General features: G+C 49.7%; 16 protein-coding genes and 1 pseudogene. 7 read left to right on the top strand and 10 right to left on the bottom strand.

The annotated features are described in order from the left end of the window. From ACTNBU_RS00840 to ACTNBU_RS00885, 10 genes and pseudogenes are all read right to left on the bottom strand, one after another. The coding region (locus tag ACTNBU_RS00840) for a transposase (protein WP_441029792.1) at positions 1-291 on the bottom strand (291 nt) is incomplete at its 3' end. A gap of 73 nt (positions 292-364) precedes the next feature. Next, a pseudogene (locus tag ACTNBU_RS00845) lies at positions 365-574 on the bottom strand (hypothetical protein); the annotation flags it as partial. A 5-nt stretch (positions 575-579) separates the two neighbouring features. Continuing rightward, the gene (locus ACTNBU_RS00850) at positions 580-2,193 is read right to left on the bottom strand and encodes a recombinase family protein (protein ID WP_441029794.1); all 1,614 of its coding nucleotides are present in this window, start codon (positions 2,191-2,193) and stop codon (positions 580-582) included. Next, positions 2,194-3,903, bottom strand: coding sequence for a recombinase family protein (locus ACTNBU_RS00855; protein ID WP_441029796.1), 1,710 nt, complete (start codon positions 3,901-3,903; stop codon positions 2,194-2,196). Positions 3,904-3,918: 15 nt separating this feature from the next. Then, positions 3,919-5,553, bottom strand: a complete 1,635-nt coding sequence (locus ACTNBU_RS00860; RefSeq protein WP_441029798.1) for a recombinase family protein — start codon at positions 5,551-5,553, stop codon at positions 3,919-3,921. 208 nt (positions 5,554-5,761) lie between these two features. After that, complete coding sequence (locus ACTNBU_RS00865; RefSeq protein ID WP_441029800.1) at positions 5,762-6,004, bottom strand: DUF6870 family protein; 243 nt, start codon at positions 6,002-6,004, stop codon at positions 5,762-5,764. Positions 6,005-6,524: 520 nt separating this feature from the next. Then, complete coding sequence (locus ACTNBU_RS00870; protein ID WP_441029802.1) at positions 6,525-7,133, bottom strand: hypothetical protein; 609 nt, start codon at positions 7,131-7,133, stop codon at positions 6,525-6,527. A gap of 68 nt (positions 7,134-7,201) precedes the next feature. Continuing rightward, positions 7,202-7,447, bottom strand: coding sequence for a hypothetical protein (locus ACTNBU_RS00875; RefSeq protein WP_441029804.1), 246 nt, complete (start codon positions 7,445-7,447; stop codon positions 7,202-7,204). After that, entirely contained in the window at positions 7,444-8,175 is a 732-nt protein-coding gene (locus ACTNBU_RS00880; protein WP_441029806.1) for an ImmA/IrrE family metallo-endopeptidase, read from the bottom strand. The genes ACTNBU_RS00875 and ACTNBU_RS00880 overlap by 4 nt, the downstream gene beginning before the upstream one ends. Continuing rightward, the gene (locus ACTNBU_RS00885; RefSeq protein ID WP_069432491.1) at positions 8,172-8,432 is read right to left on the bottom strand and encodes a hypothetical protein; all 261 of its coding nucleotides are present in this window, start codon (positions 8,430-8,432) and stop codon (positions 8,172-8,174) included. The genes ACTNBU_RS00880 and ACTNBU_RS00885 overlap by 4 nt, the downstream gene beginning before the upstream one ends. A 205-nt stretch (positions 8,433-8,637) precedes the next feature. Between ACTNBU_RS00885 and ACTNBU_RS00890 the strand changes: the two genes are divergently transcribed. From ACTNBU_RS00890 to ACTNBU_RS00920, 7 genes are read left to right on the top strand one after another with little or no spacing between them, the layout of a single operon-like run. After that, complete coding sequence (locus ACTNBU_RS00890) at positions 8,638-9,057, top strand: helix-turn-helix transcriptional regulator (protein ID WP_441029808.1); 420 nt, start codon at positions 8,638-8,640, stop codon at positions 9,055-9,057. 45 nt (positions 9,058-9,102) lie between these two features. After that, a complete protein-coding gene (locus ACTNBU_RS00895; protein WP_441029810.1) occupies positions 9,103-9,612 on the top strand; it encodes an ImmA/IrrE family metallo-endopeptidase in 510 nt (169 codons plus the stop codon). Between the two features lie 10 nt (positions 9,613-9,622). Beyond that, a complete protein-coding gene (locus ACTNBU_RS00900; RefSeq protein WP_441029812.1) occupies positions 9,623-10,447 on the top strand; it encodes a hypothetical protein in 825 nt (274 codons plus the stop codon). Between the two features lie 48 nt (positions 10,448-10,495). Next, the gene (locus ACTNBU_RS00905; protein WP_441029814.1) at positions 10,496-10,981 is read left to right on the top strand and encodes a hypothetical protein; all 486 of its coding nucleotides are present in this window, start codon (positions 10,496-10,498) and stop codon (positions 10,979-10,981) included. Positions 10,982-11,021: 40 nt separating this feature from the next. Continuing rightward, the gene (locus ACTNBU_RS00910; protein ID WP_441029816.1) at positions 11,022-11,741 is read left to right on the top strand and encodes a hypothetical protein; all 720 of its coding nucleotides are present in this window, start codon (positions 11,022-11,024) and stop codon (positions 11,739-11,741) included. After that, the gene (locus ACTNBU_RS00915; protein ID WP_441029818.1) at positions 11,738-12,043 is read left to right on the top strand and encodes a carboxylate--amine ligase; all 306 of its coding nucleotides are present in this window, start codon (positions 11,738-11,740) and stop codon (positions 12,041-12,043) included. Before ACTNBU_RS00910 ends, ACTNBU_RS00915 begins: the two co-directional genes overlap by 4 nt. 26 nt (positions 12,044-12,069) lie before the next feature. Beyond that, positions 12,070-12,345: a hypothetical protein gene (locus ACTNBU_RS00920; protein WP_441029820.1), complete on the top strand. Its 276-nt coding sequence runs from the start codon at positions 12,070-12,072 to the stop codon at positions 12,343-12,345. Positions 12,346-12,348: the final 3 nt, after the last annotated feature.

A 12,348-nucleotide genomic window follows, 5' to 3' on the forward strand; every position in this document is an offset into this window, starting at 1 on the left:
GCCTTTTCGGTCTCGAGGCACCGATACCGCTACATCTCCAAAGCTGGTCCGCAGTGTTTTATGACTGTGACCGTTGCGGCTGTTGTCCGTGTCCTTGTTCTTGTAGTCATACTTGCTGTAGCCCAGTTCATCATCCAGCTCTGCCTCCAGGCCATTCTCCATGAATTCTGAGATTGCCTCCTTAAACAGGCTCTGAATGTCATCCATGCTGCCGATGTTTGCCATCTGCAGCAGTTCTCTGATTTTTTCCCGACGTGCATTTTCTTCTGGGGTACGATTCTTTCTGGCCATATGTAATACCTCCGATGTGGTGCTTCTATTCTACACCACATCGGAGGTTTACACAAAATTTGGGATGGTCTCCGTCCTCGCCCTCGTCGCTGTCCACGCCATCGGACACAGCCACCAACCGCACATCGTTGAGCGGAAAAAATTCCTCTGTGAGCTTGCCCACCTCAATGTAGTTTCGGCCCAGCCGGGAGAGGTCTTCTTGTGTCAAGTAGGAACTAAAAAATTTTTGAGATTTTACAAGCCGTTCATAGGCGGATGACCACCCGTGAACGGCTTGTAACATTCAGCCTATTTGATTTCTGCTTTCTCAAAGATGTCTTTGAACTTCCAGACGATTTCGATGTTGTTCTGTCCATGAACATAGATAACAGAGATCAGCGCATGGGCAAGCTCGTAAGTAAGCCCTTCGCATTTCTGGAAATCGCCGACCACCTTGTCAAGCCTCTCATCGGAACAGGGATGCTCAGAATCAAGCTCCTGCATCCGCTCATGGCCTTGCCGGATTGCTTCTTCATTTTCGGCTATCTTGGCGTCCACCTCCGCTTTTCGCTTGAGATATTCCGCCTTTGTGATGCTGGTCAAAGTGTACTTCTCATACAGCCGGAGCTTTACTCCCTTGAGCTGTTCAGACTGCTTTTGCAGATCGCGGATTGTATCGGCACATTCTGAGATAGCAGATTTTCTCCGCTTGCTGATCTCATGTTCTTTGACGGCTTTCTTTTCGACCAGTGTGAGCATTTGCCCAATCGCTTTGTAAGCCGCGTTCTCAAGCCATGACTCGCTGTATTTTTCACCAACGGGGCACTCCGTATCGCGGTCATGTGTTGAGTGAGTACACTGATAGAAATATCCGCCCTCATTTCGGAGCTTTCGCCGGGTAAGGGCGCGTTTGCAGTTTCCGCAGCACACAAGACCTTTGAGGGGATAATAGCGCAGATTCCTTTTGGGATTCTTCTCGCCACCCCGGATGACTGCCTGAGCCAGCTCAAACTCTTCCTTGCTGACAATCGCTTCGTGCATCCCTTCGACGATGATCCAGTCCTCTTTCTTTTGAGAAATAGTTTTCCGAGAACCTACGCCGCCGGATTTTCGCTTGTGGCCGACCGTTGCCCCAGTGTAAACATAACTCGTTAGGATCTTGTAGACCATAGAGGCCGTCCAGCTTATCTTTTCGCTCATGCGGCTATACTTTTTCTTGTCAGGATGTTTGCCTTTGAAATATTGCCCGGGCGTAGGGATGTTATCATCGTTCAGGCCAAGGGCAATCTGTGAGGTATTCCGTCCTTTAAGGGCTTCGTTAAAGACCCTGCGCACGACCTCTGCGGCCTCCGGGTCAAGCTTGAGCTTGTTGCGGATTTCGGGATGAAGCACATAGCCGTAAGGAGCGTAGCCGCCCACATACTTGCCTTGCTTCATCATCTGGATTTTCGCGGTTGTCGTTTTGACAGAAAGATCCTTGCTGTATGCGGCATAGATGATGCTGCGCATGACAACCTCAAGGCCACCGGTTGTTCCCTTGTAATCGTCGCTGTCATAGCCGTCGTTGATGGAGATAAAGCGAACGCCCATGAACGGGAAAGTGCATTCGAGATAATTGCCCGTCTCGATGTAATCACGAGAAAAGCGGGAAAAATCTTTGACGCAGATCAGGTTGATCTCCCCGTGCCGGACTTTCTCCATCATCGCCGAGAACTGAGGACGATGAAAATTTGTCCCGGTATAGCCATCATCCGCGAACTCAAGCCTCGGATATTTGGAAAGCGTCGGATGGTTGTCAAGGTAGCGGTTGATGAGCATACGCTGGTTGCCGATGCTGTCACTCTCGGCCTTGCTTCCGTTTCCGGTATCTTCATCAGCCATAGAGAGGCGGATGTAGATGCCGATTGTGTAGTCTTTGTTCATTTACATCGCCTCCTGAACTTCTTTGATACTCTGAATGGTCAGCTCGTAGATGTCACCGTACTTCATGACCAGTTCCACAGCGCCGCCCTCATGGACTTTGACCAATTCAACAGCCTCGTCTACTAAATCCTGAGAGAGCTGCGTTGCTGTGCTGACGGATTTCATCAAGGTAATCCACTTGTTATCGACCGACATAGCTTCGTCGAACTTGCTCCGGCGCTGTACTGCCTCGTCCAGACGGCGGGACAGGTCAGCGTATTGTTCGTCATAGCTCTTCTTGGCAAAGGAGTATTCCGTTTCATCCAGAAGCCCCTCGGCATAATCCTCGTAGAGGCGTGTCCGCTTCTTAGAAACGCCGTTGAGCCGCAGATTCAGGCTTGTAATGAGAGCATTCTGTTGATCGCGGATGTTTTTCTCGCCCTCGCTGCCCCTGAGCTTATCCAGCAGCTTGTCATAGTCAAGCGCTGCTTCGACTTGAAGCTGGATTGCTGCAAGCACATTGGCTTCAAGCGTGTCCTGCCTCGTATAATGGGAAGTACAATGCTCATAGCGCCGACCTACTGAGGTACTGCATTCATAGAAGGCATACCAGCGCTTCCGCTTGTCCTTGTCGATCCGTTTGCGGTGGAAGTACATCTTCTTCCCGCAATCAGCGCAGACGATTTTCCCCTCGAAGAGGTTTACGAGCGTTGCCCGGATTTCCTCGGTTTTCTGCATACTCGTCTGGCGAGCCTCAGAAGCCGCTTGGAGGATGTCCTGCACCTTCTGGAACTCTTCACGGGAAATAAGCGCTTCGTGTGTGTTCGGGAACACAATCCACTTGTCTTTGTCCTTGACATTATGGGATTTGATACCCTTGTAGATCGCCTTCATGGAGCGGCCAAGGACGGTATCACCCACATAATGCGGATTGCTCAGGATGCCGTACAGCGTTGAACTGTACCAGCCTTTGCAGGAGCAGCCGTCGCCTTTGCGGGTTCCGTTCTGGCGTTTCCGCAGCTCCGTATTTGGCGCACCCAGCCGGTCAAGCTCGTTAAGGATCATCGGGATTGACCAGCCCTCGATTTTCCACTGGAACATGAGCCGCACATACTGCGCCGTCTCTTCGTCGATGACCATGTTTGTATGGTCTTCATTCCACCGATAGCCATACGGGAGATTGCGTTTCTGGAAAGTCCCTTGCTCCATCTGCGCTTTCAGGGCGGTGGAGACTTTCCGGGAAATATCCTTCGAGTACAGGGCGTTGATCATGTTTTGCAGCGGGATCATCAGGCCCTCGTTTGAGCCGTCTGTATCGAAGTTATCATAATGCTCCTTGATGGCGATAAACCGCAAGCCAATCTGCGGGAAGATACGCTCAAGGTAGGTGCCGGTTTCTATGTAGTCACGGCCAAAGCGGCTGAGATCGCGGACTACAAGGCATTTTATCCTTCCGCTCTTGATGTCGGTCATCAGCCGGTTAAACTCCGGCCTGTCGAAAACCGTCCCCGTCCGTCCATTATCCACATAGACATCGACGAGATCGAGGTAAGGACACCCTGCAATATAGGACTTGCATATCTCTATCTGATTGGTGATGACATCCACCTTTTCAGACTTGCCGCTGTTCTCCACAGAGAGACGGGCATAAATGGCCGTCGGGAAGATTTGCAGCGGTGCTGCTTCGCAGACCTGCTCTGCCGCTGCGAGTTTTCTGCTTTTTCGTGCCATGCGCTCATCCCTCCTTTATCCGGCAATGGCAAGTTCGTCGGCATAACCGAGAACATATTCAAGTGTCTGCTGATATTCGTCTTTGTACTTGAAGACAATCTCTATCGCGTGATTCTCATAAATCAGGATGCGGTCAACCAGCGCCATGAGGACGCGGCGGTTCAGTTCTTCAATGTTTTCATACTGCTTGAAGAGTGTGACCCAATTCCGTTCCGTAGCCCCAGTTGTGACCGACTGCTTCATTTCTTTCTTCACGCGGAGAAGGGCTTCCTGCTTTTCCTCAATGATTTTGGTGTAGCTGTTGCGGAACTCAAAGTATTCCGACTTGTCGATGATCCCGTCTGAAAGGTCTTCATACAGCCGGAGTTTGAGCTTCTGATAGCGCTCAATCTCTTCTTCGAGCTTTGCAATCTGCGCTTCATAGTTGAACGCCTTGCGGTTTTGAGAAGGAAGCCGCTCGATCATCTCAAGTGCTTTTTCCAGATTGACCACAAGCTCAATTTGGTCGTGGATGGCACGGAATACCTTTTTCTCAACCTCTTTTGCGCTGATGCTGTGTGGGCTGCAGGTCCGGTTATGCTTATTCGTCGAACAGACATAGTAGATGTACTTCTTCGTCTTCGACGGGACAGTCTTGCGCGTCATGGACTGCTGGCAGTCCCCACAGAACAGGAAGCCTGAAAACAGGTGCGCCTCATCCTGATCCGGCGAGCAGCGCATATCCCGCTTCATCATGGTCTTGACTGCCATGAAGTCCTCATAGGAGACAAGCGCTTCGTGCGCTCCCTCAACTTTAACCCACTCGGTTTCATCCTTCGGCTGCACAACGCGCACCTTGTAGTTTGGCGTGCCGCGCTTGCCTTGGGCAAGGACACCGATATAGACCTCATTGGTGAGGATGCGCTGGACAGCTTTGTAAGTCCACTTTGCAGTGTCGCCGGTCTTGAAGACGGTATCGAACTTCACCCCAGCCGAATGCTTATATTCCATTGGGGAAAGCACACCCATCTGATTCAGCCTTGCGGCAATGCGACCGATGGAGAAGCCGTCCTTATACATAGCAAAGATCATCTGCACATACTCGCTGACGGCCTCATCGACGATGAGCTGGTTTTTATTCTCCGGCGATTTCTTGTAGCCATAAGGCGCGAACGCCCCGACAAACTCGCCGTTCTTCTGCTTGACTTCCAAGCTGGAACGGATTTTCATGGAAATATCCTTGCAGTAGGAATCGTTGATGAGGTTTTTGAACGGGATGACAAAGGAATCCGACTGCGGATCGCCGGTGAGGCTGTCGTAAGCATCGTTGACCGCGATAAAGCGGATGCCAAGCTGCGGGAATATCTTTTCCAGATACCGTCCGCCGTCAATGTAGTTTCTCGAAAAGCGGCTGAGGTCTTTGACCACGATGCAGTCAATCGCACCCTTGCGGATCGCGTCTTCGAGCTTCTTGAAGTTCGGACGATTGAAGGAAACGCCGCTGTACCCATCGTCAATGAACGGCTCGCAGACAATTTCCAGATCGTCATGCCTTGCGATGTAGTCCTCGCAGATGGCGCGCTGGCTTACGATGGAGTTGCTTTCGATTTTGTCTCCATCCTCACGGGACAAGCGGCAGTAAATCGCTGTCCGGTAAACTTTCTTGGACATAAAAATAACCTCCGTTTTCTGTTTGGTGTGATACACAAATCAGAAAGACGAAGGCTTCTGCTTCTTACTATGAGAAAACAAGACAAAGCCACATGACCCTCAAGGGCAGCGGCTTAGTCCGTGTATTCTTTTTTGACCTGACTTCATTGTATCACAGGCTCAATCGCTTGTCCATAGAACCGGGTGAAAAGATTCAGTTTGTTCATAATCAAAGCCCTCTCAGATAATGTTCCAGACAGTCCTCCAAGGTGGTGTCTGTCTTCGAGAAGCTAATCTTCACAACGGTCTTTCCGTCCAGATAACAATATGGATTTTTGATCTGCTGGATGAAATCCCGCAGCCGGTCGTTCTGCGGAGCCGAAGGCTCAAGCCGGATGCTGTCCCGTTGGACAAGGGTACTGCGGTCAACCGTCCTCGGATTGACGCTTCTCATGGTTTCTATACTCATCATATTGCAAACACCTCCCGGATGATATGAACTGTATTCAGGACAAAAGGATATGGCGGAGCACCTGTTGGGGACACTCCGCCACATAGTTTTCATCCTGAAAACTTGTATGCTGAATGTAGCTAATTGGTTTGTTTCGTGTTCCGGCATATTTGCAGCTCGCGCCCCTGCCGGAAGAGCCTTGCGGCTCTGGGAATGCTACGGACTACCAACGGTTAATCGGTATCATGGGACTCTCACCCCTCCGAGGAACGCTCCGAGCCGCCCCCGGCAACCCGGGGACGGAAGTATCATTATACCCAACTTCTCCATCATGGCGAACAGCCGCACCACACGGCAGTTTAGCCTCTCTGTTGATCGCTCACTTCCCGTAGGAAGGTCTTGGCGGCAGAAGGCAAGTCGCTTCGAGAAAAGAGGAAAGATCCGCAGCACTGGATATTCTGTTTTCAAGGTACTGTGAAGCTGGTCTTGATTGACCCCTTCACTTTACAACGGACATTTTTTGAGCAAATTAGCGGGTCTCTCAAAAAATTTTTTTGAATTTTTTTCGGATCGCATCCCGTGTGTCTTTGACAGTGGAAAACGAAAGGCCGTTCCGCTTGGCATACGACAGCATACTCGTGTTGCCGCGCATACAATTCATGTACACATCAAGCTGCGGCTGCGTCAGGCTGCGGATAAATTTCTGTTCGAGCAAGCCGGTGATAATGTCTTCCTCCATCTTTTCCGGTGACTCCAGCCATGCAGATGCCTTTACATCATCCTCCGGCACAGCGTCCAGCGACAGTACAGCGGAAGGTTGTGTTTCTTCTCCGTCTTCGCTGACAGACGATCCACCGGTATCATAGGAGCGCCGGAGCTTCTTTTCCTCATTGCGGAGCATCTTCATGACCTCGCGGTCAACCTCCGTAGTCTCGCCGGTGGCCTTCACGCGCACCATGCACTTGCCGTCCTCGGTAGTCCAAAGGTCGTAGTCGAACTCAACTGGTGTTTTGGGGATTCTTTTCATTGTCTTGTCCTTTCCGCTGGCTCGAAGCAGCGGATGGACAAGACTTAAAAAGAGCCGCATGACGGTGAGTTGATCTTCCCATACCGATAAAACAGAGCTTAGAAAACTCTGTTCATGCGGCATTAGGAAGACTCACCAATCAGCGGCTCCACAGCACAGCTATAAAATATTGAATTGTATTTGTTATCTCCTTACCTTCTGTGAAGGTGGAGGAATAACCGTCTCATGTTGATCACATCAAATACGGTTTCCCGGCCACAGGCTTTGCATTTGGCCTGTATGTGTCCACGGGAATCCTCGAATACGGCGATAGCGTTATGCCCACAATATGGGCATTTCACCATGCGCATCTTTTGGTTGACAATGGCGCTTCGCGCCCTGCGGATTTTCTCCTGCATCTCCGGTGAAGGCTCTGAGACACGGATGTTTTTCTTCATGCCCACACCTCCAACGGATCTTTATACTCACTGTATGGCCGGGTTTCTAAGTGGCCGAGCTGTTTCAGCCGGATGACTGCGGCTGTCTTGGAAACGCCGAACTGCTGGCAGATTCTATCAAGGGCGACCTTATCCCAATAGGCATAGGTTCCATCGTAGCTGATGAGCTTCCTGCCTCTGGCATAATACGCAACGGCAAGGTCAATTTCCCGCTGGGGCATCAGGATCGCCGCCCCTAAGACATTGGCTTGCCACTCATTCCAGTCTTCACGGGTTTTCAGTTCCCGCAGCGAATAGGCTGTCCGGGCAGAGTATTTCCGCCGACAGGCTTCCCTGATTTTATCCGTCTCCATCTGAAACAGGATTTGATGGGCGCACTCATGGGCAAGCGTGAAACGGCGCTTCCCGCAGAGCTTTCGTATCTGGAAAGGCTGAATAAAGCTCGCATCCATCAAGACCTGATTGCGGTGCAGCGGGATGGAATATTGCATCCCGTCTTTCTCAATAATGTACTCGGTATCTGCATAAGCCGTCAGTCCACAGATGCTTCCATCGGCAGACAGGTCTGCAAAAGAGACATTGAGGCCGAGATATTCGCTGGCAAACTGGTCAATCGGCGTACCGCGAGGCAAACGCGCCCCATCGGTATCAGGGCCGAAAAAGAACTCGTTGAAGTCCTTGGTGACCGCCACCGCGATCTCTTCAATTTCCTTGTGTGATAAAATCATCTCGCTCCCTCCTTCGCTTCTACAAACCATTTGTTGCCTTCTTGGAAGAGATAAGATTCCCTTCCACGGATCATCACAGTATAACGGATGCCCCCACCGCCTACCTTCTTGGAGGCGGCACGGCATTTGTACAGGATTTGGTCAATCTGAAAGATCAGGCCGTTTTCCCATCGGATGAACCGAGGATGACATACTCCTTCTTCGTCAACATCCAAGTTGACCGAAACATAAGCCTTACGGCAATGTGTGTTCGTCATAGCCTACCTCCTATTGTCCTGAAAGTTACGCAAAACCGCGCATAACTCGTCTATTTCTGTTGACACACACACTGTTCGTGTGGTATCATAATCACGAACGAGGCGTTCGCGTTGATTACAGCATAGCATGAACAGTGTTTTCGCGTCAATGCTTTTGACGAAATTTCTGTTCGTGTTCAGAAAAGTTTTTAGAAAGAGGTGCCTTATGAGTTTCAAGGATAAGCTGAAAGAGAAAAGGTTGGAAGCGAACCTTACGCAAGTGCAGCTCGCCGAAAAAGTATCTGTGACACCGAGAACCATCCAGAACTATGAGCTTGGCAACCGCAGACCGACAAAGCTCGATATTGTGGAGAAGCTGGCAAAAGTGTTGAATACTACGCCGGAATACCTTCTGGGTCAAAACGGTTTGCTGGTAGTAGCAGCTCATGAACAGGGCGGCTCTAAAGCGGCCAGAGATATAGACGAGCTTGTCAGTGAAGTGACCGGTATGTTCGCTGGTGGTCGGCTCAGTGACGAAGCGCTCGATGGCGCGATGAAGGCGCTGAACGAAGCCTATTGGATTGCCAAAGAGAAGAACAAGAAATACACTCCAAAGAAATACCGTAAGGGGACAAGCGAACAGTAAGGTTATTCGCTGTTTGCGATGTCCCCATCAGCGGGAGGTGAGACGATGAATGCTGAAAATCTCTCGAAGGTCGGCAGCAGACTTGTAAAGCGCTGCGGGACGCGAGATCCGTTTAGCATAGCACGGCAGCTTGGTATCGAAGTCCTGTTCTGTGAGGACTTCGGCCCTCTGAAAGGGATGTATCGGGTGATCAAGCGCAGCCGTTTTATCTTCATAAACGAAAACCTGAGCGGTCAGATGCAGCGGATTGTCTGCGCTCACGAGCTTGGGCATGACCAGTTGCACCGCAATCTGGCAAAAGGAAGCGCAATACAGGAGTTCATGTTATATGACATGACCACAAAGCCGGAGTATGAGGCGAACATCGTTGCCGCAGAAATCCTGCTCGACACCGATGAGATTCTTGAGTACATCTATGACTATGGTTATACATCCGAACAGATCGCACGGGCGATGGAAACGGACATTAACCTTGTAGCATTGAAAATCGCCCACTTGGCGGAAACCGGATATGACCTCCGGCGTATTGAGCATAAGAGCGACTTCCTGAAATAACGACTTTACGATGGAGGCGACGAACGATTTGAACTATGACTCCTATCTTGCCCGTGCCATAGAGATTTTTAACGACAAGATGGATGCAGACTTCTCCGGGGATAACATCATCCTTACTTGTTTCATGACTGAGGATCAGGAAGAAATCTTTGAGCAGTTTTGCTCCAAGTATTTCCCTTACCGGCTGAACGACCGGTATCAGGAGGAAGGCTACTTTGACTTCCGGGCGTCCTCTTTTATCGGGATGGATAACGGTGGCAAGGACGGCATCCTGCTCCGCACGGACATACCCTATCATCCGGTTGAACTGCTCCACATCTTTCTGCATGAGCTGGCGCATATCTACTGCGTTCACCATGAACTGGACGGGAAGAGCTTCTATGACGAATACTGTGAAAATTACGCGAAGACCAACGAGGAAGATGGCATGATCAACGCCGGTTATGCTGTCTGGCGGGAAATGATTGCAGAAATCATCGCGCTGGAATGCGATGATAATTGCGACATCATCCCCCTTGAGGACAAAAAAGAAAGCCTCGCACAATTTAGGGATGAGATCGACCAGAGGGACGGCAAGCTGCTTGTGAGTGAGATTTTGACAGCAGTGATGACCAGCGCGAAGGTCGAGACGGCAGAAACATGGGCGGATGCAGAGAAAGCAATCCGCGAGCTGGATTTGTTTGATATGCCGCCTGAGCTGGATTTGATGAGGCTTGTCTACAACCAGCTTCGGGAACGGTTTATTGAAATTGATGTTGACTTTATTTCAGAGATGGGCTTCCTGTATCTGAATATCCTATCCCTGAATCTACTGCGAAATTTTCAGTTATCTTGAAGATTTGGCTCATAGCCATTTTGCGGCGTTATGTGGGGAGGTGTAATGGTGAGCATAACGGAGGCGCTAACAGGCGTATTTTCCGATGATCCCATCAACTGGATAAAGTGGGGAATTGTATTCGCAATTCTGATTGGCGGGTATATAATCGCAATTCCACTCTATGGCAAAATATCATCCCGTTTGAGCTGGGAGCGCAAACGGGATATTGCGCGAGGCAAGGATCATGTGGTTAAAGCTGCTCTTGTTAAAAAGCATCCAAAAGGCGAAGTTGGGAAGTATGATTGGAGTGCCACCTACCGGTACGAAATACAGGGTAAAGAGCGGGAATATCATGCCTACTTCAAAGAACCGACCAGACCGCCTGTTTATCTGTATCTATACTATTTAGACAATCCTGATAAGCTGTTTTCGGTGGAAGAATACCATTATGAGAATCATAAGGCGATCCTGCTTCTGCCTGTCATTTTTCTCCCTTGGATTTTGGCATTAGCTGCGATGTTCCTGTTGAACATTCCGCTGCCGATAAACTGAGTTAGTTAGAGATAATGAGATTTGTATGGAGAAATAAGTAATGGAAAATACCGTATTTGAACGCAATTATGAGATTGCAGAAAAGGATGGCCGTGCGAGGGCTGTCTTTGAACGAGCCTTTGCCCCCGGCGGCTTTATGGAAGAGTTCACAAAGAAGATGGATGCGATCCCGAAGGTCATTGTGCCGGAGGATAAGGAAAACTATGAATATCTGCTCAAACTGTGTGATGACTATGCAAAGAGGCACCACGGCAGGATTCGCGGCGTTGTGGACTACGAGCACTGGGACGCGCACATTGACCTCTATCTGAAAATGCTGGAATTTGATGATGCCGAGGATATGGCCTTTGTAAAGGACATCGGCGAAAAAGCGCACTACCTTTGCATTACGCCCGAAAAAGATGGGGGCTACCGTTTCCACATCATGATCAATTATTTTCAAGAGCTGATGTCAGAGGAACATGAAGCCTATCTGAAATACGAAACGCTCATGGAGGATGAAGAGCTGGCCTCCATGTTCGATATACCGGAGTTGTCTCCGGAGGATGAGGCTATTGCCCTGTTGATCAAGGAAATCCTTGACCGGTTTGACAACGAAACCAAAGTGGACAGGACAACGGCCTTCAAGGCTGCAATCAGCTACTTGATGCGGCAGGGCGATGAGAAAGCATTGAGTGTAGAGAAACTTTGCGCGACGCTGACCGCTCTTCTCGAAAAGGTGCTGGACGAAGAAAAGAAAACGGAGGAACAGGATTCATGAAATACATTCTCTACCGCTCTTTTGGCGATCTTGACAAGGACATTAAGAAACATGAGCTGGTTGCCGTTGAAACCGGAAAGAACATTGACGAAGTGACCGATGCTTTGATTAAAGCGGCTGCGGATGACCTTGCCGGTATGCCGGAATATGAGCGATGCGAAACAGCGGCCTATGCACCGGAGCCGGTCAAAGATTTTCGGAAGGTACGGCGCTATCAGTATGAGATGACTGGCATTGTATATCCGCCGAATGCGGATAAGAACATCCTGATTGATTTTGGTATCTTAGAGGCGGAAGAATAAGGGCCTGTTGAGGGAGGCGTGAATCCGTGAATAATATTGTCTTCAACGAACTTGCTGATTATTTGAGAAATGGACGAGAAATCGAGTTTGCCTATGGCGGCAGACAGTATTCCATCACGAACCATTCAGGATTTTGGCATTTGTGTGATGATACGGAACACACTCTCTTAGAAACAATATGCCCTTTTGATGAGAAGGAAGCTCTTGTTTCCAGAATTGCCGGTTTTTCTCTTTCCGGGTTGACAATACGGCAAATCTTCGACACACAGAGCTATGATCCAGAAAAGCTATGTATTCTCTGAGTT

The organism is Dysosmobacter sp. HCP28S3_G4 (assembly GCF_052065175.1).
In the GTDB taxonomy this organism is placed as follows: domain Bacteria; phylum Bacillota; class Clostridia; order Oscillospirales; family Oscillospiraceae; genus Oscillibacter.

Coding starts and splice junctions, on each gene's coding strand:
- ACTNBU_RS00860 (WP_441029798.1), bottom strand. CDS start 5,553: ATGTCCAAGAAAGTTTACCGGACAGCGATTTACTGCCGCTTGTCCCGT.
- ACTNBU_RS00885 (WP_069432491.1), bottom strand. CDS start 8,432: ATGACGAACACACATTGCCGTAAGGCTTATGTTTCGGTCAACTTGGAT.
- ACTNBU_RS00890 (WP_441029808.1), top strand. CDS start 8,638: ATGAGTTTCAAGGATAAGCTGAAAGAGAAAAGGTTGGAAGCGAACCTT.
- ACTNBU_RS00850 (WP_441029794.1), bottom strand. CDS start 2,193: ATGAACAAAGACTACACAATCGGCATCTACATCCGCCTCTCTATGGCT.
- ACTNBU_RS00875 (WP_441029804.1), bottom strand. CDS start 7,447: ATGAAGAAAAACATCCGTGTCTCAGAGCCTTCACCGGAGATGCAGGAG.
- ACTNBU_RS00880 (WP_441029806.1), bottom strand. CDS start 8,175: ATGATTTTATCACACAAGGAAATTGAAGAGATCGCGGTGGCGGTCACC.
- ACTNBU_RS00910 (WP_441029816.1), top strand. CDS start 11,022: ATGGAAAATACCGTATTTGAACGCAATTATGAGATTGCAGAAAAGGAT.
- ACTNBU_RS00870 (WP_441029802.1), bottom strand. CDS start 7,133: ATGCCGCATGAACAGAGTTTTCTAAGCTCTGTTTTATCGGTATGGGAA.
- ACTNBU_RS00865 (WP_441029800.1), bottom strand. CDS start 6,004: ATGATGAGTATAGAAACCATGAGAAGCGTCAATCCGAGGACGGTTGAC.
- ACTNBU_RS00915 (WP_441029818.1), top strand. CDS start 11,738: ATGAAATACATTCTCTACCGCTCTTTTGGCGATCTTGACAAGGACATT.
- ACTNBU_RS00900 (WP_441029812.1), top strand. CDS start 9,623: ATGGAGGCGACGAACGATTTGAACTATGACTCCTATCTTGCCCGTGCC.
- ACTNBU_RS00855 (WP_441029796.1), bottom strand. CDS start 3,903: ATGGCACGAAAAAGCAGAAAACTCGCAGCGGCAGAGCAGGTCTGCGAA.
- ACTNBU_RS00895 (WP_441029810.1), top strand. CDS start 9,103: ATGAATGCTGAAAATCTCTCGAAGGTCGGCAGCAGACTTGTAAAGCGC.